The sequence below is a fragment of the Pedobacter indicus genome (assembly GCF_003449035.1).
In the GTDB taxonomy this organism is placed as follows: domain Bacteria; phylum Bacteroidota; class Bacteroidia; order Sphingobacteriales; family Sphingobacteriaceae; genus Albibacterium; species Albibacterium indicum.
The window spans coordinates 68,438-92,387 of record NZ_QRGB01000001.1 but is presented as its reverse complement, the minus strand read 5'-3'; the positions used below and the strand labels follow the sequence as shown (position 1 = coordinate 92,387).

The following is a 23,950-nucleotide window of genomic DNA, read 5'->3' as shown; positions in this document are numbered from 1 at the left end:
TTTTGTTTTTCCCTAAACCGATCGTAGCAATCAAGATGAAAAGACGTGATTTTATTCAGAATGCGAGTCTGACAGCAGCGTTGTTGTCTTTCAGTACAAAAAGTGCGTGGGCTGCTCTCATGCGACCTCAAGATTATAACTTCATGACCTTGCGAGATAGCATAGGCATCTTTACAGAAGCAGGAGGTACCATAGGTTGGTTAGACGCCGATGAGGGGTACCTTGTCATAGACGCTCAGTTCCCTCACTCAGCCGCCCACCTCATAGCAGAACTGAAGAAATTAGGATCCAAGCCCTTTAGCTATTTAATTAACACGCATCATCACGGTGATCATACCGCCGGTAACATCGCGTTCAAAGGTTTGGTAGGCAAAGTAGTGGCTCATAACAACTCGTTAATTAATCAGAAGGCTGTAGCGAAAAAATCGGGCAAGGAAAGTGAACAACTCTATCCCGATACCGTTTTTACAGAAAGCTGGGAGTTGAAAACCGGAAAAGAATTTATCAAAGCTCATTATTTTGGTGCAGGACACACCAATGGAGATGCGATTGTTCATTTTCAAAATGCGAACATCGTGCATATGGGCGATTTAGTTTTCAACCGCCGCTATCCTTTTATCGATAAGTCGGCAGGGGCGGATATTGCCAGTTGGATTCAAGTTTTACAAAAGGCGATGGACACTTTTGACCGTGATACACTTTTTATCTTTGGACATAGCCTTGATCCCGAGAAGGTTGTTGGAGGCCAGGCCGACCTCAAAGCATTTCAGGACTATTTAAGCTCTTTGCTTGAGGTGGTAAGCAGTAAAATTAAGGCGGGGGAAAGCCGCGAAGAAATAATGAAAATAGCAAGCATACCCGGCGCGTCTGAATGGCAGGGCGATGGGATTGAACGAAGCTTGGATGCCGCGTATCAGGAATTAACTCAATAAGATATGAGCATTCGCTTAAAGCAGGGACATATTTAAATGTTTACCCTGAAAGAAGATTAAGCATATCAGATATTAAACGTGCAGCAAGTTTGGACGTACGGTTGTCTAGATCAAAATTTGGGTTTACCTCAGCTACATCAATCGATACCACCTTCCCGGTTGAGAAAATACCCCTCAGGCAATCATCAAAAACGAAGTCGGGTGTGAGCCCTTTTGGATTTGAAGCGCTTACTCCCGGAGCGTAAGCAGAGGAAAAGGCATCCATATCAATCGTGAGGTATACTTTATCAACCTTGTCACAAAAGCTAGCAATCTTTTTCCTGAGATAGTCAATTTGTGTCGGATTAAATTCGCTATCAAAAATGTAGGAAGCCTGCAGCTTGTCTGCCTCTTCGAAAAGCTCTCTTGTATTGCTGGCTTTTTGAATCCCGATCGCTAAATAGTCTAACGGAGCATGATTCGAAGCTTCTGCAATTTGCCAAAATCCAGTACCCGAGTTCACGCCTTTACTGTCCGGTTTCCTGAGATCGAAGTGTGCATCGAAACTGATTATGCCGACTTTCTCAGAAGAGAAACTTTGCTTAACCCCCTTATAATGTCCATACACAATTTCATGACCACCACCCAGCAAGAGCGGCGTATAACCATGACTTAGAAGCTTCCCAACAGCCACGGCCAGCTGTTGCTGTGCTTTTTCCAGCTGCTCTTCATAACAGGAAACATCCCCCGCATCGTAGATCTTCACCCCCTCGATCATGGGTAGGCTGCTGCAGAGCCGACGAATTCGCTCGGGGGCTTTTGCAGCGCCAACACGTCCTTTATTCCTCTGTACACCTTCATCACTGGCAAAGCCCAAAATGGCGATATTATTTTGTCCTTCAGCTCGCTTTAGCTTCCTGATGTCGATCGCCTCCACGCTCTGATGCCAGCGCAGCTGGTTTTCATCAAAACCATCAATGCGAGCAAACCACGATCCTTCGTTTGCTGTTGAATAAAAATTTGAATCTATCATATTCGTGTTCCTGTTTTCCATATAATTTGGGGTTTCAATTGTCCTTGGTGATAGAGAATCTCTCGATAATCCTCGCAAGGAAAGGCTTGCATATCAGCTAAATAGCCTTTCTTAATTTTTCCTCTGTCTTTTAGGTTCAGCGCATGTGCCGCACGATAGGTTAAGCCTGCCAGCGTTTCGGTCATAGACAGCTTCTCAAATGCCCCTAAAATACTGGCCTGGACTAACAATGACCCCATCGGTGCGGAACCTGGGTTCCAGTCGCTGGCGATAGCCATGCACGCACCGGCGTCCAATAATTTTCTCGCAGGGGCGAAATTCATACCCAAGCCCACTGAGGCTCCCGGCAATACAACTGCTACCGTATCTGATGAAACGAACGGTTCGATCTCTTTTTCGGTTGAAGCTTCTAAATGATCGGCTGATCGTGCTTTATGTTTTAATGCGAGCGCTGACCCTCCCGTGCTGAATTGATCAGCATGAACCGCTATATCAAAACCTAGCTGAGCTACCTTAGACAGAAAATAGTCTGCATGTACCGTATCGAATGCAGAGTCTTCTACAAAAATATCAATCCGTTCGCTGAGTTTCTGTTCTTTTACAAGCGGGAGCAGCTCGTCCAATAAATAATTGAGGTACTCCTTTTGCCCGCCATCAAAATCCTTTGGTTTCATATGGGCCGCAAGACAGGTGCTTATCAGGTCAGCTTTGGTCAGTTGGTTGGCAGAGTGAATAGCATTTAATATTTTTATTTCATCGTCGACATTCAGACCATAACCACTTTTAACTTCGATGGTGGTCACGCCCTCACGTAAATGTTTGGCCGCCCTCGATACCGTATTCTTTATTAACTCTTCTTCTGTTGCAGATCGGGTTTGAGTAACGGTGTCCCAAATACCACCACCAGCTTTAGCTATTTCCAAATAGGTTTTTCCGGCGACACGCATCGCATAATCCCTGGCCCGACTGCCTCCGAAAGCAATGTGTGTATGGCAGTCGATAAAGCCCGGCATAAGAACCATGGGTTCCTCTATTTCTTCCAGTTTAGCAGTTGGGTAGGAGGTTCTCAGCGTCTCAAATTCGCCTACCGCTTCAATCAGACCATCTGAGTTCACCACAACAGCGCCCTTTGCAATAACCTCCAATTGCTCATCAGCAATAGCTCCTCGAAGAGGCAGATCTGCCAAAGCAGTTAGTTGCTTAAAGGGACCAATGATTTTCATTTCGTCCATAGCTACCAAACTTTCAAGTCAAACTTATCTGCCCAGCGACTAGCTTGATCATACCCAGCATCGGTATGGCGGAACACGCCCATTGCGGGATCATTATACAAAACCCTTTCCAAACATTTTTCCGCACGATCCGTTCCGTCAGCAAGCACGACCATCCCAGCGTGCTGAGAATAACCAATGCCGACACCTCCGCCGTGATGAAAGGAAATCCAGGTTGCTCCGCCAACTGCATTACTCATTAAATTTAATAGAGGCCAGTCGGACACCGCATCGGAACCATCCAGCATGCCTTCTGTTTCCCGGTTAGGTGAAGCGACGGAACCACAATCTAGGTGATCACGACCGATCACAATGGGTGCTTTTACTTTGCCGGATCTTACTAAATTGTTAAATATCTTTCCTGCCTTCTCACGCTCGCCCATTCCTAGCCAGCAGATACGACAGGGGAGACCCTGAAAAGCTACTTTTTCCTGCGCCATTTCCAGCCATTTAATTAGCGGTTTATTCTCTGGAAATGCTTCCATAAGGGCCCGGTCGGTTACATAAATGTCTTCTGGGTCTCCGGACAAAGCCGCCCATCGGAACGGTCCTTTGCCCTCACAAAATAGCGGTCGCAAATATGCGGGTGTAAAACCGGGGAAGTCAAAAGCATCCTTTACGCCCCCTTGGAGAGCAAACTCCCTCAAATTATTTCCATAATCAAACGTAACTGCACCTCTTTGCTGTAAGTCCAACATCAAGTTAACATGCCGGGCCATGCTCTGTATGCTTTTTTCTTGATAAGATTTCGGGTCTTGTTCCCTAAGTTGCTCGGCTTCTTTCAGACTCATCCCATGAGGCACATAACCATTGAGCGGATCATGAGCAGAAGTTTGATCGGTTAAGATATCCGGGATAAGATTATCGGCCAATAATTTTTCAAGTAGATCGCCCGCATCGCTAACCAAGCCAACTGACAATGGCTTTTGTTCCGATACGGCTTCTTTAACCCATTGGATCGCTTCATCGTAAGAATCGGTCATGCGGTCGATATACTTGGTTGCCAAGCGCTTTTTGATACGTTCAGGGTCGACATCGGCGCCAAGAAAAACAGCCCCCGCCATGGTAGCAGCCAAAGGCTGAGCACCGCCCATTCCGCCTAATCCGGCTGTGACGATCAGCTTTCCAGTCAAATCACCGTTAAATTCTTTTTGTGCACAAGCCATAAAGGTCTCATAGGTGCCCTGTAAAATTCCCTGCGTACCAATGTAAATCCAACTTCCGGCAGTCATTTGCCCATACATCATCAAGCCTTTGCTCCGCAGCTCATTGAAATGATCCCAAGTAGCCCAATGAGGCACCAGGTTACTATTTGCAATCAACACACGCGGAGCTGCTGGATGGGAGCGAACAATGCCGACCGGTTTTCCCGATTGAACCAATAGTGAATGATCATTATCCAGCTCCAATAATATTTCTATAATTTTTTGAAGGGATTCCCGGTTTCGGGCTGCCTGACCGATTCCGCCATAGACTACCAATTCATCCGGGTTCTCTGCAACCTCAGCATCCAGATTATTTAACAACATCCTTAGCGGAGCCTCTGTCTGCCAGCTCTTAGCATGTAGTTTTGTTCCAGTTGGTGATTTATAATGCGGATGGTTGGCATATTGATTTAGGAAATCGGAAACCTTCATAAGATTGTTCTGCTTGGTTTGTCGGAAATTTATAGAAATTAACCAATATACCCAAACTTTTATTCACCTTCTTCGTCCGCATCCCGTTTTGGATAACCCTCTTCATCCAAGTCCGTACGCTTATCTTCAGGTGTTTCAGCCAGCTTCTCATCCATCGCATCCAATTCGACAATTTTTCCTTTGTCAATGCGCATGCCCAATTCTTTTACTTCTTCCTCTTCGTTGAAATCCTCATATTCATCACCAACAGATAAATTTGCTTCGTCCCAATCCGAATCCATATCTTCCCCATCTTCCGCAGCAGTATCATAGGGTGATTCATGGATATAGTCATCTTCATCGTCGCCCTGAACATCCAGCTCAAAGCTATCTTCTTCTGCATTGTATTTCAAGTCTTGCGAAGCTTCCTCTTTCCCTTCATTAAACTTGTTTTCCTCTGGTAGGTTATCGTATTGTTTTTTTTGCTTTGACATAATTCCTCCTTTTAAGAAGCAACATTGGATAAAGAAAAATTGTTTCAGTTGATATGCGCAATATGCGCTCTCCGCTAACATCGACTACTGAAATTACGCAGATGATTTTTGAGCGTTTTGTGTTCATATTCGTTAGGCTTTGTTTTACATGAACCCGTTGTGAACCCGTAGTGCTCCCGTTGCCAACCCGTACAAATCACTGTTTATACGGGTTAGTAACGGGTCAATAACAAGTGCACTACCTGTAAAGACAAAACAAGTGTAAACGCAGGTTTTAAAAAATTAAGTTCATCTGAATGTTAATAAATGAATTAGGTTAAAATAAGTACGATCAAAATTGTATATTTGGGACTTTTGAAAATAAGTCAATAATTTTTTTTAATAATATGTCAATACAGAAAATTAAAGTAGCAAACCCAGTAGTTGAATTGGATGGTGATGAGATGACTCGCATCATCTGGAAATTTATTAAAGATAAACTGATTTTATCCTATTTGGATCTTGATATCAAGTATTTTGATTTGGGTATGGAACATCGTGACGCTACCGATGATCAGGTAACGATCGATGCAGCCAATGCAATTAAAGAATACGGTGTAGGTATCAAATGTGCAACCATCACTCCTGATGAGGCACGCGTTGAAGAATTTGGTTTAAAGCAGATGTGGCGTTCTCCGAACGGAACAATCCGTAATATTTTGGATGGTACCGTTTTCCGCGAACCGATCGTTATCAAAAACATTCCTCGCTTGGTGCCTAACTGGACTGCGCCGATCTGTATTGGTCGTCATGCATTCGGAGACCAGTACCGTGCTACTGATTTTCTTACCAAAGGGAAAGGTAAATTAACCATCAAGTTTGAAGGTGAAGACGGAAATACACAAGAATTTGAAGTGTTCAACTTTAAAGGTGATGGCGTTGCTTTGGCGATGTACAACACAGACGAAAGTATTTACGGTTTCGCACGTGCTTGCTTTAATCAAGCGTTAAGCAAAAAATGGCCTCTTTACCTTTCAACTAAAAATACCATCTTAAAGAAATACGATGGTCGTTTCAAAGATATTTTCGAGGAAGTATATCAAAACGAGTTCAAAGCTCAGTTTGACGAAGCAGGAATTACATACGAGCACCGCTTAATCGATGATATGGTTGCTGCTGCGTTGAAGTGGAACGGCAACTTCGTTTGGGCATGTAAGAACTATGACGGTGATGTACAGTCTGATACGGTAGCCCAAGGCTTTGGATCATTGGGTCTGATGACATCTACCTTGATTACTCCGGACGGTAAAACAATGGAAGCTGAAGCGGCTCATGGTACCGTTACACGTCACTACCGTGAACATCAAAAAGGTAATCCAACGTCTACAAACCCGATTGCTTCTATTTTTGCGTGGACACGTGGCTTAGCCTTCCGCGGTAAATTAGATAACAACCAAGAACTGATCGACTTTGCCAATACGCTTGAGGCGGTATGTATTGAAACTGTCGAAAGTGGTAAGATGACGAAAGACCTTGCGGTGTGTATACACGGTAGTAAAGTTGAGAAAGAACATTATTTAAATACTGAGGATTTCTTGGCTGCAATTGATGAAAATCTGAAGAAAAGATTGAGTAATTAATTAGGTTTTACTTCAAAAAAGAAAAGCTTCGATGTTTTGTCGAAGCTTTTCTTTTTTATTCTGTTTTTCGTCTAAAAATTGCTTAATTTCGAATCGGATATTATAAACAAGTATAGCAGATGAAAAAAAATACCCTAAGCGTGATCTGTATTGCTGTTTCATTGGTGTTGTTCTCTTGTTCCAGTAAGCAGATGCAAATTAAAGACGGAGCAGTGGTAACATACAATGGTAAGACAGTAGAAGGCTCTCGATCGGATAACCTAACCCAAACAGACCGTGGTTTGATGATGACTTTTGAGTCGGATGTATTATTCCCTACAAACTCTTCTTATTTGACAGAACAAGCTAAGCAAGACTTACTGCGCTTTGTTGAAACCGTTGCGGATTATCCGAATGCCAACATCCAGGTAGATGGGCATACTGACGCTACCGGAACCGCAGAGTATAATAAATGGCTCTCAGACAAACGTGCTACCTCTGTAAAAGATTTTTTAGCTAACTCTGGTATTTCAGCCAGCCGTATCTCGACAGCAGGATATGGGTTGGAGAAACCAGTAGCTACCAATAAAACCAAGGAAGGCCGTCAACAAAACCGCCGCGTTGAGATAACCATCTTGGATTAGATTTTAATTTTTGAACGTGTGAGATCTGCACGTGCTGGGTTTACAAACCATTAGCACGTGCAGTAATTTCAGCTATATCGAGCACGTCGATTTCTTTTTCCTTCTCAAAATGCTTCACTCCATCGCGAAGCATGGTCATACAGAACGGACAAGAAGAGGCTACTACCTGTGCCTTTGTTTCAAGTATTTCTTCGGTACGCTCAACATTGATGTCTTTTTTCCCTTTCTCAGGCTCTTTAAACATTTGAGCTCCGCCAGCCCCACAACATAATCCATTGCTCTTACAGCGGCGCATTTCAATCAGATCGGCATCCAGTGTTTCCAGTGCTTTCCTCGGTGCTTCATAAACTCCGTTAGCCCGACCTAAATAACAAGGATCGTGATAAGTGATGCGTTTGCCCTTAAACGATTCTCCTCCTTCGGCTTTCAGCTTTCCGCTATCGATCAGCTCCTGGATCAGCTGGGTATGATGGATTGTTTCATAATGTCCGCCCAAAGCCGGATACTCGTTTTTAATGGTATTGAAACAATGTGGGCAGGCGGTTACGATTTTCTTGATCTGGTAGCCATCAAGTACCTGGATGTTCATCATGGCCTGCATCTGGAATAGAAATTCATTTCCGGCCCGCTTGGCGGGGTCGCCTGTGCAGCTTTCCTCTTCGCCTAGGATGGCGTATTTTAACCCTACATGCTGCAGGATTTTGCATATGTCTTTTGTTATGCGTTGTGCTCGTTCATCGTAGCTTCCCATGCACCCCACCCAGAATAGAATGTCGGGGATTTCGCCTTTCGCACTTAGTTCGGCCACGGTTGGTATATGTAGGTCTGTCATGTCTTCTTTCGTTAAACTCAAATTAATATTAATTATGCTTTCGCCCAGTTAGCCCGGTCGGAAGGTGAATACTTCCACGGAGCACCGTTGTTCTCAACATTTCCGAACATGGCATTGATAGGTGCAGGCGCTTGTGATTCCTCCATTACAGCATATTGCCGTAGCTCCATAATGATCTTCAGCGGATCAATGTTAACCGGGCATGCCTCTACGCAGGCATTGCAGGTGGTACAGGCCCAAAGTTCCTCTTGGGTGATATAGTTGTCCAGAAGGCTCTTTTCATCAGGCTGAAAGGACCCGTTCTTATCGATGTTCTTACCTACCTCTGTTAGCCGGTCGCGTGTATCCATCATGATCTTTCGCGGTGAAAGAAGTTTGCCGGTGATGTTGGCAGGGCAAACCGATGTGCAGCGTCCGCACTCGGTGCAGGTATAGGCGTCGAGAAGACTTTTCCAGCTTAGGTCGCTAACGTCTTTTGACCCAAATCGCATGGGTTCTTCTGAAGGGGGCGGAGGCGTAAAACTCGGGTCAAGCATCGCTTTTACTTCGGTCGTCACACTTTCCATCAACGGGAATTTCCCTTTCGGTTCTAATCTCGAAAAGTAAGTATTCGGGAAAGCCAATATGATATGCAGGTGTTTTGAAACCACCAGGTAGTTCAGAAAAATAAGAACCCCAATAATATGGAACCACCAGGCGGCGCGTTCGATTAGGACAAGGTTGCTGATATTTTCAGGGAGCATATTGACAAGGAAGCTGCTTACCGGAAAGCTGCCAGCCGCTGTATAGTGTTCTGCGCCCAACTGCTGCAGCTTGTAATCTGCAGCATTCATGATGAGAAAAGCAGACATCAACAAGATTTCCATAATCAGGATCAGGTTGGCGTCTGTTTTTGGCCAGGATGTCATTTCCGTTCCGAAGAAGCGTTTTACGCGTACAATATTGCGGCGGAGCAAAAAGATAACACAACCGAGGAGCACAGCTAAGGCCAGCCACTCGAAACTGGCGATCAGAAAATTATAAAAAGTACCCATCCCACTGAAAACACGGTGCGTACCTGCCAGACCGTCAATAACGATCTCCAGCATTTCGATGTTGATAATTACAAAACCCAGGTATACAAAAAGATGGAGGAGTGCCGGAATCGGGCGTTTAAACATTTTTTTCTGACCAAAGGCCACCAAAAGCATCGTTCTCAGTCGCTCGGCAGGCCGATCGCTTCGGTCTTCGCTTCTCCCTAATTTAATATTACGTATTATTTTACGAACATTGATGGTGAACAAAGCGATTGCCCCCAAAAGCAAAATCGTAAAAATGATTTGACTTAGCATGTTTATGTGGTTATAGTTTGATGTTCAAATATATGGATTAATGCTATATTAGCTACCAAATAACTGATGAATTGAATATATTTGCTTCGTATGCAAACAAAAAGCCCTTCAGTCTTATCCTGCGTTTTTTCTTCGATTCTATTTATTATTGTTCTTTTTTCGGCTTGTAGCGTCCCGTCAAAAGGGAATAGGGATGGTAAACGACCGCCTTTCGCACCGATTGCGGGAACGGATTTCTTTGAGGCCAGACGGGCGTTTGATAACGGTCTTTCTTTTGACACCATCGGCTTTCAGCAGGAACCTATTTGGCATATACGATTCGTAAATAATGATACGGTACTGATTTATAGTACGGATGTAGACTCCATGATTCGATTCCCGATCTATTATGACCATGATTCGATTTTCCATTTTGGAACGGAGTGGTTTCGGGTAAAAAGTTTGGACACGGATAGTCTGTTGTTTCAGCGTTTGGCTGTACAAGGCTTGCGTGTGAAAGAACCACGTTCGAATGTTTATATGAAATTTTATTCAGAGCGCTTTATCAAAGACTCACTGAAGACAACGATCGATGAGCTAAGGAAACCTAGCAAAGCAGATACCGCATTTATCCGTGAGCGGGTAGAGCGCGCCAATCGCAACCCGGAGTCGATCGACAGTGCTTTTTCAGCCAGGCACGGTGTGGAGCTGACGAGTATCGACGGGAATCTGACGGTAGAACGTTATGAATATGACGAGGGTGAAGAACTTGGAAAGACGGCCGCTTACCGGTACTTGTATCCGGAGTTTGATATTGAGATTAAAGATGTTTATAAAGAGTTTTATTATTCCTTTTCGGTGCTTGTTGATGAGTATGGAAAAATGCGTGTAGGTAAATTTGTTACAAGTCCCGAATTTGAAGAGTCCCGTAAGCGGGTGCTTCAGGGAATCATTGACGTGTATCTGCACAACCTGATGGAAATAAAGCCTGGAACGACTTTAGGGATGCCGCATAGCACGTTAATTATGCTCCACGTGAAAGGGGTTCCTTAATTTTGTTAATTTGATACCATTATAACTATTTAACCACTTATCTGATTATGAAAAAGATTTATCTGATACTCTCATTTGTCTTGTTGTCCGGTGTCGTGTTCTCTGCGGAAGTTGACACCGTGGAGGTCTATAGTAAGGCGATGAATAAAAACATCAAGACAGTTACGATTTTGCCAGAAAGCTATGAGGAGGAAGCCGATTTTCCGGTTTTATACCTTCTTCATGGTTATGGTGGTAATTATGCAGACTGGGTTAATCGGGCACCGGAACTAAAGGCTTTGGCGGATCGGTATTCGATGATCGTCGTTTGTCCGGATGGAGGCGTTGGTAGCTGGTATTGGGATAGTGAGGAGGATTCTTCCTTTCAGTATGAAACTTTTGTTGCGAAAGAGCTGATCGCCTGGGTAGACGGCGAATTGAAAACCCGGAAGGATCGGACAGCGCGTGGTATAACAGGTTTAAGTATGGGAGGACACGGCGCTCTTTACCTAGCGATGAGGCATCAAGATGTTTTTGGAGCAGGTGGCAGTATGTCTGGCGGGGTTGATATCCGTCCGTTTCCTCTGCGCTGGGATATGGCAAAACGACTGGGAAGTTATGCAGAAAACCCCGATCGTTGGGAGAAGCATACAGTTGTTAATCAGGTTCACCTGTTAACGCCTGGATCGTTGGAGCTGCTGATTGATTGTGGTACAGAAGATTTTTTCTATCAGGTTAATGAAAGTTTGCACGACAAGCTATTGGCTCGCAATATCCCGCATAGTTACATTGTAAGACCTGGTGCGCATAATTGGGATTATTGGACAGAAGCGATCCATTACCAAGCGCTGTTTATGCATCGTTATTTCGAAAAGGCCACGTCGGCAGATTAAATACGGTTAGGCTATTGGGGTGATGAACTGGTTTGCCGGTGGGCGACTGGCAGGCTAGCGGATGTAATTTTGATCAGCGAAATCGTCATCTGAAGACGTGTCATCGCCGTAACCTATAGCCGGTTCCGTACTCTTCTGGATGGTGAATTCCTGCTCTACTCGCTTTCTTTTTCCCCTGGCCAGAAAACCTAACAAGAAGCCAAGCGCAAACAGGACGCCTAAGATTGCTAGTTTGGGAATTTGTACATCCCCAAAGATCCAAAATGTGACGGTGTCCGTATTGTTCATTAAGATGATGGTTACCAATACGGTCATGATAATGATGAAAATGGTTTTTGCTCTCATGGCAGGGTTCGGTTTGGTTCTTTATACTAAAGATAAATCGTTATCGATAGATAAAGATAAATAATCTAATAAGAATAACTCAGACTGTACTGTAAAATAAATTTCTTCGGGTTGTTTTCGTTTACAGCGATGCCTTTCAGCCCTAATTCAAACTCCGGTAAAACGAAACGGAAGAAATTGACGTCGGCGAGCAGTTGCACGCCGTAAGTTCGCGGTTTTGGCTGGTTGCCGACTCCAATATCTTCAAAATCGGCAAAAAGGTTGGCTTTGAAGCTTTTAACATAAGCCAGCGGGCCGATGTCAAAATCAGGATAAGCAATCGGGAGCTTATAGTTGAGAAATAAGGTATTGGAAGGTTGCGTCGGCGTGAGTTGATCGAAACCGCTGACCATGGGGATGATGTTCTCGTATGCAAATACGCCGCTCCTTTCCTGCATGTTGAAACGTAGCTGAGTTGAGTGGTTCGTTGCCAGGCCTGGAAAGTAGAATGTCGACTGCAAAGCTAGTCGCGTCCCTGTAAGGTGGGAAAAGGGCAGGTGCCGATAGTTTAAAGAGATGTTCTGTCCCCAACGAGGGGCCAGATCAAGCTGTGCCCGCCGGGCATTTCTGCCAAGCGAGACCTGGTAATGAAGTGGAAACTCGATATGCTTGATTAGAACATTCTGAAAATCGGGTCTGTTGATACCGTACCGATGGGTGTAGGAGCTTGCAATTCCGAGGTTGATGTTGTAGTTGTAGTTCAGGCGGTTGATGGAAAAAGGGAATTGAACTTGGAACTGACTGTAATGTTCACGCCACCGTGCCGGGTATATTTCTTTGCTTTGGGGGTGTCGTACATTGGCCAGCTGTTCTCTGTTGTGGTAAGCTGCTGAAAATTTAGGGTAATACCGGTTATAGGCAAATTCGGTTTGAAAGTTCAACGCATGGATATCAGGATCAAAGGTACCTCCAACTTTTACCGCCAGGGTATTCATGATGTTGTTTGACAAGAAAAATAAACCCGGTTTGTACTCGGTGAGATTATCATATTCCCCATCGTTAATGGAGATGCTGTGAAAGTTAAAGAGATGTGCGATCTCTTTATAGGCTTTGTGTTGAAATTTGCGCGTGCTATCGAGACTATGCGCGCGTGGTAAGTTGATCGTGTCTGAGAGGGGCTTAAAATAGCTGATAAAGGAATTCTCGATATCTCTAATATCACGACTGTGCAGCGTGTCTAAATAGAGACTTTGAATCTCATAGTTCCTACCTGTATAGTTGCTAAAAAATATTTTGTTGTCCTCGGCTTGGTACGAAGGGTTGAAAGCGCCGTATCGAACCGATGTTAGCTGGCGGATTTCACCGGTCTCTGGGTTTAATAAATAGAGATTATCAATCCCGTTATAATGGGCTTTGAAGAGAATCCCATCGCCAGTATATGAGGGGTCAGCTATCTCCTGAATCTGATGGTCTAATAATATCCTGCTACTTTTATTAGCAAGTGAAAATTCGATGATGGATGAGCCTTCGCTGTTCCTGCCTACGACTAAAATATGACTGCCGTCTGGTTGGAAAGAAGGATGGGAAAGATTACGGTCGCCCGGTGAGGGAATGCGGTTTATTTCATTGCCGGTTTCGGTGTCGATTACGACGAGGTAGTTTTCATTTTTTAGGTCGATTTCAATCGCGGCAATCTTGGTTGCGTCCTTGCTTAAGGAAGGGGAGAAAAGCCTGCTCTTTTTTGTGATTTTCCACCGACGTTTAGTCGATAAATCGTAATAGTGAATAACCGAGTAACTCCTTAATTTGAAGCGTGGGTCTTCGCGGATTTCATTCCATACAAATTGTTCAGCAGCATACGAGAAGTAAGGGCTGTTCTGCCTGCCTGTTTTAACGACTTCGACAGTCTCCTTACCGTCTTTTAATTGTATGATAGAATTTACACGAAGTGGGGATTCCTTGATAGCGTAAATGACCCCATTGTCGGAGGCTTGTGGGTAGTAGTAGCTGGTCGGGAACTTCGATGAGGGAACAGCTTGCTTCGTGTATTCTTTGATTGATAGGGATGAAGATTGAGCCTGCCATAAATCCCTCAGTTCATCGACTGTTTGTTGGTGCCATTGTTTGGTATTGTAGCCGGTTATTTTCTTTAAGGACCGGGAGAAATTATAGGGCCTGATGGGGTTTTTGGCAATGCGGCTGAGCAGCCTGTTGGTGATGCTGTCTCCATAGTCTCTATGAAGCTTGGTAGTCATAAAGTACCCCAGTTGATAGTAGCCGGGGGTGATGTCTTTATAGGACCCCAAGTAGTCTTTCTGATAGCTGTAGTTTTTGTCCTCAAGAAGGTTTGCGCGAAAGTTCATCTCCCACGAGGGGATGACGCCTCTTCCACCTTTGGTGAAACGTGTTTCAGTAAGAACTGCATCGCCCTCATAGAACCACGAGGGTAGGGCAACGCCAAAGAAAGCTAGACCTAATTCTTCGAAGGGGAATTTAATGCTACCTGTCAGTTTGTCAAACTGAACTACATGTCGGTACTCATGTACTGCTAGCGTGGTGATCCAATCTACTGGGTCGCCTCCCTGTGGGGGAGTGGTGTAGAATTCCGACTTGCGCGGGGCGAGCTGTACATAGCCATTGGCTTCTAAAGTTCGGTTCTGAAGGATGATGTTTATTTTTCTTGGTTTAATACCAAGGGTGTGACTTATCGATCTGATGTTGGTTTTTAGGACGATTGCTGTTTGTTCTGCGAGATCGCGGAGCTCAGTAGGGTAGATGAGGTTGAAGCTGGGCTCATTTATTTGTTCCCACTTTACACTAGGTGGAGCTTGGTCGGAGCTGATGAGCTGTGCCGAGACAGGTGAAAAAGAAATACTTAACAGTAATGTGTATAATAGTTTGATTAATAATTGTTTATGTGTATTTGTATATATCTTCATTGCTGTATGCTAAAATATTTAGCGTAAAAATGAATATTGAGGTCGATGTAATGTTAATTTATAGTTTATGTTGTTTATATTTTTGTCTGATTTATAGTAGTTTATAGTTTTATAACGAATTGTAACAATCGATGTTTTATGAGTTTCTGTCTATTGGTTTAATTAACAAAATTTACATCAAGTATGTGTTTTTGTCGATTCAATTATTTTCCTTCGAAAGTACACTATGTTTTTTGAATAATCATCATGAATAAAAAAATAGTTTTTTAGTTTCCGACAGCTTAGTTTTTATAAGCTGATTTTTAAAACTGAGAGTCTTTTCCTGGGAAAGACGGGAATCTTCAAAAAGTACAAATTTTAATTTTCCTGTTTTTCTTGGTTGGAAGTCTCTGGCTGGTTTGAAAAATTATGAGCTTGTCGCGGAATGATATGTGAAGTGGAATGATATGATCTGGTTGAGATCGGAGCAAACCTTGGGAACTAAGTAAAATCTTAGCTGTCATAATGGCTGATTTTTATTTCGGTAGTCTTTGTGAGCTGCTTTTCACTTGTGCAATCTTTATGTTGATTGTAGCTGCTGTTTCTAGAAATATCCGATGAAAATTGTGATATCTTGGGAGCGCTTTCTTCCGGACATGTTGAGGAGTAATGGTATTCTTTCTGTTAGGAATTCTGAACCCGTGCACTTCTGTAGCATTGGGGCGTTTTGAGTTAGCCTGTTTTGTGATCTTTATTTTTGGGCCTGATTTATGTTCAAAGTGCCTGAGATTGGCCTTGGTTTTTTGATGTGTAAATGTCTATCGGCGGACTTGAAATTGACTCGGAGTTGGACGATATAAGACGCTAGTTGGCGTCTTGTAAGTTGATTTTTTTACGAATCTACATGAGTATTTTTCCGTCATGATCGGAGTGGAGGAGCGGGATATTGGATTGCTAATATTTCGGGTGATCCCTTTAAACTTCCGGGTGCTTCGTGTAAAAAAGAACGTTGATCTTAAAGTTGTTTGCATGATATTTTTGTTGCTTTAAGGATGGTTTTCTGGTAGTTGGGTGTTGTGCGGAATCTGTTTGATTTTCGGTAAGAAAACCAATGTCTGCGCATCTTGATTTATACACTAAGGGAGGTTTTTAGTTCGGTATATGTTGTGTGGGAACTCAATGTTTAGTCGGTACTTTTGGAGGGAATAACTCCTGAAATTTGTCTCTTTTTAGAAAAAACGGCTTATTTTAAAGCCATTTAAAGGCGATATTTTGAAGAGAACGGTAGTTTCTATGTAAAACCTCATCGTTGGCTCATATCGAGTTAAATGGGCAAAAAAGGATAAGTATCGGTTTTTATCAGGATTTTAACTCTTCTATTTTACGGGAATATTTTCGGGTTTGATACCATTTTTTCACATAAGGATAAGAGAAAACGGTACCTAAAACGATGACAGCTCCAGCATAAAATCCGATGCTCATTTTCTCTTGTGTGCCAAAGAAAATCCACGCTAATATGATACCGTAAACAGGTTCCAGATTGGTGGTAAGAGCCACCGTAAAAGCGCTTAATTCCTTCATGACAACGACTGCTAAAACATAGGCTGTAGCGGTGCAGACTGTTCCTAAAAGCAGGAGGTATTTCAGGTCGGAAGGAGCAAGGTTCATACGCGAATCGTACATGTTCGTGATGGCCATGTAGATCGATATCCAGAAAAATGCACCGGTCATTTCGTAAAAACTGATGGTTGTCGCGCTGCCTTTGCTAACTAATTTAGAGTTGATAATTGAAAAACAACTCGCCAAAAAAGCGGCAATTATACCGTAAATAATGCCTTGAATATAGTTGGCTTCAAAGGTAAATATAAGGTAGATTCCGATAATGATAACAAGCCCGACAAGAATGTCTACAGGTGATATTTTCTGCCGTTTGAAAATGGGTTCGAGTACCGCCGTAAATAGGGTCACTGACGACAGGCAGACGAGTGTTATCGATACGGTCGAGGTCTTGATGGATTCGAAAAACAGGATCCAATGTGCCCCTACAATTGCACCGGTAAGCACATATTGGAGCAGTTGTTTGCGCGTAACAAAGAGGCTTTTACGCCGAATAAGAAAGTAGACCAGTAGAGAAAGCGAAGCGATGAGTACACGATACCATACGAGGTAGATCGACGATACCTGAATGAGCACCCCGAGTATCCCTGTAAATCCCCATATCAACACCGTTAAATGGAGGACCCATATATTCTTATTTCGTATTTTAAGCATTTTTAGACCTACTTAGGCGCTTTGATCAGCAAGATAATAGAAAGTGTTCCGAAGATTACATTGGGGATCAGCACAGCAATTAATGGAGATAATCCTCCCTTTAAGGAGAACATCGTGGCAAACTGGATAAATAAGATGTAGGTAAAGCTCAGTGCAATACCGACCCCAAGACTAAGCCCTATTCCGCCTCGTACCTTTCTTGAAGACAGGGCAACTCCCATCAAAGTTAAGATAAAGGCAGAGAACGGATAAATATAGCGTTTGTATTTTTCAAGTAAGAGTTGGGTCATATAGCCGGTACCTCTTAGTTTTTCCTTTGCTATCCGATCATTCAGCTCATCCAGATCCATCGCGATAAAGATATTATCGTACACTTCGAAATCCTTTGGAGTCATGTCAAGCGTCGTGTCCTTCGAAGTGCCTTTGATCATTTCCTCTTTGAGACTGTCGATGGTCCGGATAGAATAATTTTGGATATTCCATTTTGTATTGACAGAATCCCAGGAAATACGGTCTGCGATGAGTTTGCTTTTTAGCTCCTGACCATCAAAAACCTCGAGTATAAAGTCATATCCGATTTTCCGGTCATTATCGAAACTTTTGATGTAGACAAATGTATTCGGGTCAATCTGCATGTGGGTTGATGTCTTCGTATTGCTGTCCATAGGTTTGACATACACATTCTCGAAGCCAATTTTGAGCTTATTGGTTTTCGGAATAACATATAGATTAAAGACGAAAGTCACCAGAAAGATGATGGATGCAGATATAATATAGGGTTTTAAAAAGCGGTTAAAGCTCATTCCCCCGCTTAAAATAGGGACAATTTCTGTCTGATCAGCCATTTTTGCCGTAAAGAAAATTACGGCTATAAAATTGATAAGCGGAGAAAGAAAGTTTAGGTAAAATGGGATAAAACCAGCATAGTATTCAAAAGCGATCTTCGAGAGGGGAGCCTTGTGTTCAAGAAAGTCATCCAAGCGCTCCGATATATCGAAAATAACCATCACAACCGTAAAGATTGCCATCGTAAACACGAAGGTCCCCAGGTATTTTTTTATGATGTATTTATCGATAATTGTTAATTTCATTACGCTTTGACGTTCTTCTGTTATAGTTTTTGATCGAGTTTAACAACCATTTCTTTTTTCCAATCGTAAAAGGTGTCATTAACAATGTGTTTGCGAGCTTCACCCATCAACCAAAGGTAAAAATGCAAATTATGTAAGCTAGCAATTTGCGCTCCGAGAATTTCTTTTGAACGGATCAGGTGACGTAGATAGGCTTTCGTATAGATCTGGTCTGCAAAGAGATCACTTGTTGCATCAATCGGAGAGAAGTCGCTCTCCCATTTTTTGTTTTTGATGTTGATAATACCTTCTTTCGTGAAGAGCATCCCATTTCGTCCATTACGTGTAGGCATGACGCAATCAAACATATCAATCCCCAGAGCTATATTCTCGAGCAGGTTTACCGGAGTGCCGACACCCATTAAGTAACGAGGCTTGTCGGCGGGCAGGATATTGCAAACCACTTCGGTCATGGCGTACATCTCTTCTGCAGGTTCACCGACAGATAGTCCGCCAATGGCATTGCCATCGCGTTCGTAGGAAGCAATGGTTTCCGCCGATTTTTCTCTCAGATCTTTATAAACCGAACCTTGTACGATAGGAAAAAGTGTTTGCTTATACCCGTATAGAGGCTCCGTTTGATCAAAGCGATCGCAACAGCGCTTTAACCAACGGTGAGTCATATCGACCGACTTTCGCGCATAGGTGTAATCACAAGGATAGGGCGTACATTCGTCAAATGCCATGATGATATCTGCGCCGATCACCCGTTGAATATCCATGACGTTTTCAGGGGTAAACAAGTGTTTGGAGCCGTCGATATGGGAGCGGAAGGTAACGCCTTCTTCTTTTATTTTTCGGACTTCCGTTAAGGAATAAACCTGGTAACCACCACTATCGGTTAATATAGGCTTATTCCAGCCATTGAATTTGTGGAGCCCTCCGGCAGCTTGAATCACATCCAGTCCCGGCCTCAGGTATAAATGATAGGTATTTCCTAAGATAATTTGAGCTTGGATATCGTTGATTAGCTCGCTTTGGTGTACTGCCTTAACGGAACCCGCAGTTCCCACCGGCATGAAAATAGGCGTTTTGATATTGCCATGAGCTGTTTCAATTTCTCCGGCTCGTGCTTTGCTTTGACTGTCTTTTGCTTCCAGCGTAAATTTCATGGACTTTAATTATCTTGTCGGCTTGCAAAAATAACAAAAATACATGGTTATATTTGAGGTGTTTATTGCTAAATGACTGGTTTTGGATATAACGATTGATAATTACCTTCCTTTTTGGCCTCTGGCGGTGTTGGCGTTTGCTCTTTTGGTTCAACTTTATTTTCTTTTGTTCGTTTATCGAAAATTAGCGACAAGAAAAGTGCAGGGGCTTCCCGATGGAGCTCAGACACCTCCGCTTTCCGTCGTAATTTGCGCAAGAAATGAGGAGGAGAACCTAAAAGAAAATCTTGAATTGGTACTTACACAGGATTATCCAGATTATGAGGTTGTCGTGGTCAATGATTGTTCATATGACGATAGCGAATGGGTGCTGAAGGAGTTTTCACAAAAATACGCCCATTTAAATGTAGTGACCCTGAAAGAAGACGTACGCTTTAAACATGGTAAAAAATTCGCAGTAACAATGGGCATTAAGGCTGCCAAGAATAATCTAATGGTATTTACCGATGCGGACTGTCGCCCGCAATCTGCTCACTGGCTTCGGTATATGGGTAACTCTTTTGAGGGGGACAAGGAGATTGTGCTCGGTTATTCCCCGTATATAAAGCATCCGGGTTTTCTGAACCGCTTTATCCGCTTTGAAACTTTTCATACCGCAATTAGCTATCTTTCACATGCGTTAAAACGTAATCCTTATATGGGGGTAGGGCGTAACCTTGCTTATACCAAAAGTCTGTTTTTTAAGGGGAAAGGTTTTGCTTCACATATGCATATTTTGTCTGGAGACGATGATTTATTTGTCAACCAAAATGCAAATCGGCACAATACCACGATTTGCATTGATTCGGATGCGCATGTTTGGAGTGAGCCGAAACGGACTTACTCCTCTTACGCATTGCAGAAAACTCGTCATCACGGGGCATCAGAAGCATATAAAACAGGCCATAAATGGATGCTGAGCATGCAAGTGGGCTCAGCTGTTACTTTTTACCTGTTTCTGATACTTTGTTTATTTTTATACCCTGAGTGGTGGTATTATTTGGCGGGTGCTTATGTATTACGTCTGCTGATCCAGCTTGTAATTTATCGGCCCTGCATGAAAAAGCTCCAGGTAGGTGATTTGCTTCCTCTTTTACCGATAATGGATATATTTTTCTATTTTTATACCACTTTCAACGGGTTTTTCTCGCTCTTTAAAAAAGAGACACGTTGGAAATAAGCATTTAATTTTTTTGATTTTGAATACGAATTCTGAGGTTGTTTATAAGTATTTTCCGAATCTGACGGAGGTGCAGAAAAAGCAATTTGATATGTTGGAAGATTGCTATCGCGATTGGAATGCAAAGATTAATGTCATATCCAGAAAAGACGTTGATAGTCTCTATGTGCGACACGTTTTGCATTCGTTAGCCATTGCGAAGTACGTGGAATTTAAGCCAGGTGAAAAAATATTGGATGTCGGAACGGGTGGAGGTTTCCCCGGATTGCCACTAGCGATTCTGTTTCCGGAAACTGAATTCTTACTGGTAGATTCGATAGGCAAAAAAATTAAAGTTGTCAATGAAGTAGCTTCATCTATCGGTTTAAAAAACCTAAAAGGCCTACATGCAAGGGCAGAGGCTGTCGAAGGAAGATTTGATTTTATTGTATCTCGTGCGGTAACCCGATTGAAAGATTTTTATCCTTGGGTAAAAGATAAAGTCACAAAACAGTCGAAAAATGCCATTCCAAATGGTATCTTATACCTTAAGGGCGGAGATCTTCGGGAAGAGATTCGTGAGTCAAACTTGGAGGCGAGCTTAGTTCCGATCGCTGATTATTTCAACGAAGACTTTTTTGAAACTAAATATATCGTATACATCCCTTTCTACTGATTTTATTTCTCGGTTATCATGCATGTTAATTCTTCTGAGCTTGATGCACTGGCACTCGATTTTATAGCCGGTGTTGGTTCGATCACACAACGGAATTTAATTGATTATTTTGGGTCGCCTAAGGCGGTTATTGAGGCTTCAGCCGATGAGCTTCAACAAATAAGTGGTGTGGGGAAAGTCTTATCAGCTAAGATAATAGCTGGTAAATCTGAAGCTTATAAGAGAGCGGAAAAAGAGCTCTTGTTTGTAGAAAAGCATCAAATTAAGATCTATTCTTATACGGATAAGTCTTATCCGAAGCGCTTACGCGAATGCCCCGATGCACCCATGGTGTTTTATTATCGCGGAAATGCAGATCTAGATTCAGCGCGTATTGTAAGTGTGGTTGGAAGCAGGAAGGCCACACCTTATGGGCGGATGCTTTGTGAAGAGCTGATTGAAAAATTAAGCGATTACAACGTGTTGGTTGTCAGTGGTCTGGCTTACGGTATCGATGTCTGTGCTCACAAAACAAGTCTTGATCACCGGATCCCGACTGTCGGTGTTCTTGGTCATGGTCTGCATACAATATACCCTTCCGTTCACCGTAATATTGCTGTGAAAATGTTGGATAACGGAGGATTACTTTCTGAGTTTCCTTCAGATACGCCAGCTGATCCGAAGCATTTTCCGCAAAGAAACCGAATTGTAGCGGGTTTAGCCGACGTGACAGTAGTAGTTGAAGCTGCTAAACGTGGTGGGGCTTTGATCACAGCTGAACTGGCCAATAGTTATGACCGCGATGTATGTGCTTTTCCTGGAAACATTGGCAATGAATATTCTGCCGGGTGCAATCTTTTGATAAAAAGTCATCGTGCTCACTTGATAACAAGTGCAGAGGACTTAGGTTACTTGATGGATTGGCAGCCAGTGAACCGTGCGGAGAAAGAGGAAGAAAAAGTAGCCCATATACGATTGAGTGACGTCGAACAAACTGTTTACAATATCGTGAAGGAAGGGGGAATGATAAGTATTGACGGTATCCTAAATCAATCCAAGGTCCAACCGAATAAACTGCCTATCGTTCTCTTGGAGTTGGAAATGAAAGGTTTAATCATTATAACGCCGGGTAAAATGTACCGTGTGACCATTCAAGGTAGTGTATAAACCGAGTTTTTTATTTCGCCTAATGCGATTTTGGAGTCGTCTTCCAAGTCAGGGTGCCGCTCGAAATACTAACGTGATCCCAGTGGTCTTCGTTAAATGCGATGTGAACAATGCCCGCCGTCGGAATATTACCTAAGTAATTGTCTGTAAGGTATTCTGCAAACTCCGTAATCCCGGGGTTATGACCAAATAAAGCAATGTGGTTGTATTCGTCTGGCAGATGATTGACGATTGTAAGTAAGGTTTCAGTTGATGCTCCGTAAATCATGTTTTCCGGCTGAATTTGGGTAGCCGGTACATGAAAGGTTTCAGCGAAGATCATCGCTGTACTAAGTGCACGTTTTGCCGGGCTACTGATAAAAAGTTCAGGCTGGATGTCATAATAACGAAGTTGCATGCTCATCTTGTTTGCTTCTTCGTAACCCACTTCATTTAGTGGCCTATCGAAATCCCGCACCCCGGAAGGGTGACTGGACTCAGCGTGTCGAATCAGAAAAAGATGTTTTCCCATTATTGATTTTTTCAATAATATGTTCAACTATCATGCCTGAATCGATTCCATTCATACATGCAAAATCACCCCGATAACATACTTTATTCCCAAAAACAGAGCATGGCCTACAATAAAGGTCGATTTGTATGCAATCTTTTTCGCTTTGTCCATAGCCTAAGAAACCGGCGTAGGGGTGAGTAGCGCCCCAAATAGAAACGCATGGTGTACCCATTAAGGAAGCCATATGCATTCCAGAAGAGTCCATGCTAAGCATCAAATCAAGTCCGGCGATCAATTGCAATTCTTCCTCTAACTGAACTTTGCCAATTAAACTGACTGTGTTTTTAAATTTCTCTTCCCATGAATCGGCGATTGCTTTTTCTTCGGCACCACCTCCGAAAACCAGGAGACGGTAGCCTTGCTTATCGAGTGCACTCACAACTTCCTCCATCTTTTCGCGTGGGTAGACCTTCTCACGATGTTTTGCAAAGGGTGAAATGCCAATGATAGCTTCATGATGATCTAAATACTGCTTTAGAGGTTCGTTAGCGGAAGTGCCTGCAATTGGTAGGCGATGATCCAGCATGAAAGGGAAACCCAGTTTTCTGAACACATCTGCATAGCGTTCTGTTGTCGGCCGCAGCCTTTTGAACAGCTTGTTTTCCTTTTGGGTCAGCTGTTTTTTTTCCGTTCGTCCTTTATCAATACGGATGCTTTTTACCTGACTAAAAGTTTTAAAAAAGAAAGAAAGGATATTACTTCGAAGGTTGTTGTGCAGGTCTGCGATAGCAATAGGTTTGTACTGCCTGAGTTCCTTATATAAAGAGTAGAGGCCGGGTATACCTTGGTGTTTTCCGTCTGATTGTAGCGTATGAAAGGTGACTTGAGGAATATGAGCAAAGAAGGGTTTGAAGAAACTTCTGCTCACCATGATGATCTGAACATCCGGGTTCTGCTCGCAGAATTCCCGTATAATAGATGCGCTCATGGCTACGTCCCCAATGGCTGAGAACCGGAAAACGAGCAGGTTCTTGTCAGCGTTCATACG

Annotated in this window: 21 protein-coding genes; 8 read left to right on the top strand and 13 right to left on the bottom strand. The window is 43.1% G+C overall.

Going from position 1 to position 23,950, the window contains the following annotated elements; genetic code table 11:
* The first annotated feature begins 35 nt into the window (after positions 1 to 35).
* Positions 36 to 932 (top strand): MBL fold metallo-hydrolase, encoded by an 897-nt coding sequence (locus D3P12_RS00455; RefSeq protein WP_118193136.1) that lies wholly within the window; start codon positions 36 to 38, stop codon positions 930 to 932.
* Positions 933 to 972: 40 nt separating this feature from the next.
* On the opposite strand, the gene hutG is transcribed toward D3P12_RS00455, so the two are convergent.
* From hutG to D3P12_RS00435, 4 genes are read right to left on the bottom strand one after another with little or no spacing between them, the layout of a single operon-like run.
* Positions 973 to 1,965 (bottom strand): formimidoylglutamase, encoded by a 993-nt coding sequence (gene hutG / locus D3P12_RS00450; RefSeq protein WP_245977355.1) that lies wholly within the window; start codon positions 1,963 to 1,965, stop codon positions 973 to 975.
* The gene (gene hutI, locus D3P12_RS00445; RefSeq protein ID WP_245977354.1) at positions 1,941 to 3,176 is read right to left on the bottom strand and encodes an imidazolonepropionase; all 1,236 of its coding nucleotides are present in this window, start codon (positions 3,174 to 3,176) and stop codon (positions 1,941 to 1,943) included. The genes hutG and hutI overlap by 25 nt, the downstream gene beginning before the upstream one ends.
* Before the next feature lie 2 nt (positions 3,177 to 3,178).
* Positions 3,179 to 4,852 (bottom strand): urocanate hydratase, encoded by a 1,674-nt coding sequence (gene hutU / locus D3P12_RS00440; RefSeq protein WP_118193134.1) that lies wholly within the window; start codon positions 4,850 to 4,852, stop codon positions 3,179 to 3,181.
* Between the two features lie 59 nt (positions 4,853 to 4,911).
* Complete coding sequence (locus tag D3P12_RS00435) at positions 4,912 to 5,325, bottom strand: hypothetical protein (protein WP_118193133.1); 414 nt, start codon at positions 5,323 to 5,325, stop codon at positions 4,912 to 4,914.
* A 386-nt stretch (positions 5,326 to 5,711) separates the two neighbouring features.
* Here D3P12_RS00435 and D3P12_RS00430 point away from each other — a divergent pair, with 386 nt between their 5' ends.
* Together D3P12_RS00430 and D3P12_RS00425 are read left to right on the top strand one after the other, a co-directional pair.
* Positions 5,712 to 6,944, top strand: a complete 1,233-nt coding sequence (locus tag D3P12_RS00430) for an NADP-dependent isocitrate dehydrogenase (RefSeq protein ID WP_205941043.1) — start codon at positions 5,712 to 5,714, stop codon at positions 6,942 to 6,944.
* 119 nt (positions 6,945 to 7,063) lie between these two features.
* Positions 7,064 to 7,567, top strand: a complete 504-nt coding sequence (locus D3P12_RS00425) for an OmpA family protein (protein WP_118193132.1) — start codon at positions 7,064 to 7,066, stop codon at positions 7,565 to 7,567.
* A 40-nt stretch (positions 7,568 to 7,607) separates the two neighbouring features.
* Here the strand turns inward: D3P12_RS00425 and D3P12_RS00420 are convergent, their stop codons facing one another.
* Together D3P12_RS00420 and D3P12_RS00415 are read right to left on the bottom strand one after the other, a co-directional pair.
* Positions 7,608 to 8,399 (bottom strand): (Fe-S)-binding protein, encoded by a 792-nt coding sequence (locus D3P12_RS00420; protein WP_118193131.1) that lies wholly within the window; start codon positions 8,397 to 8,399, stop codon positions 7,608 to 7,610.
* Positions 8,400 to 8,431: 32 nt separating this feature from the next.
* Positions 8,432 to 9,730 carry a (Fe-S)-binding protein gene (locus D3P12_RS00415; protein WP_118193130.1) on the bottom strand — a complete coding sequence of 433 codons (1,299 nt, stop codon included), beginning with the start codon at positions 9,728 to 9,730 and terminating at the stop codon, positions 8,432 to 8,434.
* 90 nt (positions 9,731 to 9,820) lie between these two features.
* On the opposite strand from D3P12_RS00415, the gene D3P12_RS00410 reads away from it, so the two are divergent.
* Both D3P12_RS00410 and D3P12_RS00405 read left to right on the top strand, forming a co-directional pair.
* The gene (locus tag D3P12_RS00410; RefSeq protein WP_118193129.1) at positions 9,821 to 10,762 is read left to right on the top strand and encodes a hypothetical protein; all 942 of its coding nucleotides are present in this window, start codon (positions 9,821 to 9,823) and stop codon (positions 10,760 to 10,762) included.
* A gap of 47 nt (positions 10,763 to 10,809) precedes the next feature.
* Positions 10,810 to 11,634, top strand: a complete 825-nt coding sequence (locus D3P12_RS00405) for an alpha/beta hydrolase (protein ID WP_118193128.1) — start codon at positions 10,810 to 10,812, stop codon at positions 11,632 to 11,634.
* Positions 11,635 to 11,688: 54 nt separating this feature from the next.
* Here D3P12_RS00405 and D3P12_RS00400 read toward each other — a convergent pair whose 3' ends face one another.
* The 5 genes from D3P12_RS00400 to tgt form a co-directional block, all read right to left on the bottom strand.
* The gene (locus D3P12_RS00400) at positions 11,689 to 11,979 is read right to left on the bottom strand and encodes a LapA family protein (protein WP_157970231.1); all 291 of its coding nucleotides are present in this window, start codon (positions 11,977 to 11,979) and stop codon (positions 11,689 to 11,691) included.
* Between the two features lie 65 nt (positions 11,980 to 12,044).
* A complete protein-coding gene (locus D3P12_RS00395) occupies positions 12,045 to 14,897 on the bottom strand; it encodes a TolB family protein (protein ID WP_118193126.1) in 2,853 nt (950 codons plus the stop codon).
* A 1,338-nt stretch (positions 14,898 to 16,235) separates the two neighbouring features.
* Entirely contained in the window at positions 16,236 to 17,147 is a 912-nt protein-coding gene (locus tag D3P12_RS00390; RefSeq protein ID WP_118193125.1) for a DMT family transporter, read from the bottom strand.
* 8 nt (positions 17,148 to 17,155) lie between these two features.
* Positions 17,156 to 18,238 (bottom strand): LptF/LptG family permease, encoded by a 1,083-nt coding sequence (locus D3P12_RS00385; RefSeq protein ID WP_118193124.1) that lies wholly within the window; start codon positions 18,236 to 18,238, stop codon positions 17,156 to 17,158.
* Positions 18,239 to 18,258: 20 nt separating this feature from the next.
* Entirely contained in the window at positions 18,259 to 19,389 is a 1,131-nt protein-coding gene (gene tgt, locus D3P12_RS00380; RefSeq protein ID WP_118193123.1) for a tRNA guanosine(34) transglycosylase Tgt, read from the bottom strand.
* A gap of 82 nt (positions 19,390 to 19,471) precedes the next feature.
* Here tgt and D3P12_RS00375 point away from each other — a divergent pair, with 82 nt between their 5' ends.
* From D3P12_RS00375 to dprA, 3 genes are read left to right on the top strand one after another with little or no spacing between them, the layout of a single operon-like run.
* Positions 19,472 to 20,608: a glycosyltransferase gene (locus D3P12_RS00375; RefSeq protein ID WP_317124648.1), complete on the top strand. Its 1,137-nt coding sequence runs from the start codon at positions 19,472 to 19,474 to the stop codon at positions 20,606 to 20,608.
* Positions 20,609 to 20,627: 19 nt separating this feature from the next.
* On the top strand, positions 20,628 to 21,263 hold the full coding sequence (gene rsmG / locus D3P12_RS00370; protein ID WP_118193122.1) for a 16S rRNA (guanine(527)-N(7))-methyltransferase RsmG: 636 nt from the start codon (positions 20,628 to 20,630) through the stop codon (positions 21,261 to 21,263).
* A gap of 18 nt (positions 21,264 to 21,281) precedes the next feature.
* On the top strand, positions 21,282 to 22,409 hold the full coding sequence (dprA, locus tag D3P12_RS00365; protein ID WP_118193121.1) for a DNA-processing protein DprA: 1,128 nt from the start codon (positions 21,282 to 21,284) through the stop codon (positions 22,407 to 22,409).
* A 19-nt stretch (positions 22,410 to 22,428) separates the two neighbouring features.
* On the opposite strand, the gene D3P12_RS00360 is transcribed toward dprA, so the two are convergent.
* Positions 22,429 to 22,920, bottom strand: a complete 492-nt coding sequence (locus tag D3P12_RS00360) for a SixA phosphatase family protein (protein ID WP_118193120.1) — start codon at positions 22,918 to 22,920, stop codon at positions 22,429 to 22,431.
* Entirely contained in the window at positions 22,886 to 23,947 is a 1,062-nt protein-coding gene (locus D3P12_RS00355) for a glycosyltransferase family 9 protein (protein ID WP_118193119.1), read from the bottom strand. The genes D3P12_RS00360 and D3P12_RS00355 overlap by 35 nt, the downstream gene beginning before the upstream one ends.
* Between the last annotated feature and the right edge of the window lie 3 nt (positions 23,948 to 23,950).

Coding starts and splice junctions, on each gene's coding strand:
- D3P12_RS00455 (WP_118193136.1), top strand. CDS start 36: ATGAAAAGACGTGATTTTATTCAGAATGCGAGTCTGACAGCAGCGTTG.
- hutU (WP_118193134.1), bottom strand. CDS start 4,852: ATGAAGGTTTCCGATTTCCTAAATCAATATGCCAACCATCCGCATTAT.
- D3P12_RS00430 (WP_205941043.1), top strand. CDS start 5,712: ATGTCAATACAGAAAATTAAAGTAGCAAACCCAGTAGTTGAATTGGAT.
- D3P12_RS00390 (WP_118193125.1), bottom strand. CDS start 17,147: ATGCTTAAAATACGAAATAAGAATATATGGGTCCTCCATTTAACGGTG.
- hutI (WP_245977354.1), bottom strand. CDS start 3,176: ATGGACGAAATGAAAATCATTGGTCCCTTTAAGCAACTAACTGCTTTG.
- D3P12_RS00400 (WP_157970231.1), bottom strand. CDS start 11,979: ATGAGAGCAAAAACCATTTTCATCATTATCATGACCGTATTGGTAACC.
- D3P12_RS00355 (WP_118193119.1), bottom strand. CDS start 23,947: ATGAACGCTGACAAGAACCTGCTCGTTTTCCGGTTCTCAGCCATTGGG.
- hutG (WP_245977355.1), bottom strand. CDS start 1,965: ATGGAAAACAGGAACACGAATATGATAGATTCAAATTTTTATTCAACA.
- D3P12_RS00425 (WP_118193132.1), top strand. CDS start 7,064: ATGAAAAAAAATACCCTAAGCGTGATCTGTATTGCTGTTTCATTGGTG.
- D3P12_RS00360 (WP_118193120.1), bottom strand. CDS start 22,920: ATGGGAAAACATCTTTTTCTGATTCGACACGCTGAGTCCAGTCACCCT.
- D3P12_RS00405 (WP_118193128.1), top strand. CDS start 10,810: ATGAAAAAGATTTATCTGATACTCTCATTTGTCTTGTTGTCCGGTGTC.
- dprA (WP_118193121.1), top strand. CDS start 21,282: ATGCATGTTAATTCTTCTGAGCTTGATGCACTGGCACTCGATTTTATA.
- tgt (WP_118193123.1), bottom strand. CDS start 19,389: ATGAAATTTACGCTGGAAGCAAAAGACAGTCAAAGCAAAGCACGAGCC.
- D3P12_RS00410 (WP_118193129.1), top strand. CDS start 9,821: ATGCAAACAAAAAGCCCTTCAGTCTTATCCTGCGTTTTTTCTTCGATT.
- D3P12_RS00435 (WP_118193133.1), bottom strand. CDS start 5,325: ATGTCAAAGCAAAAAAAACAATACGATAACCTACCAGAGGAAAACAAG.
- D3P12_RS00395 (WP_118193126.1), bottom strand. CDS start 14,897: ATGAAGATATATACAAATACACATAAACAATTATTAATCAAACTATTA.
- D3P12_RS00420 (WP_118193131.1), bottom strand. CDS start 8,399: ATGACAGACCTACATATACCAACCGTGGCCGAACTAAGTGCGAAAGGC.
- D3P12_RS00385 (WP_118193124.1), bottom strand. CDS start 18,238: ATGAAATTAACAATTATCGATAAATACATCATAAAAAAATACCTGGGG.
- D3P12_RS00415 (WP_118193130.1), bottom strand. CDS start 9,730: ATGCTAAGTCAAATCATTTTTACGATTTTGCTTTTGGGGGCAATCGCT.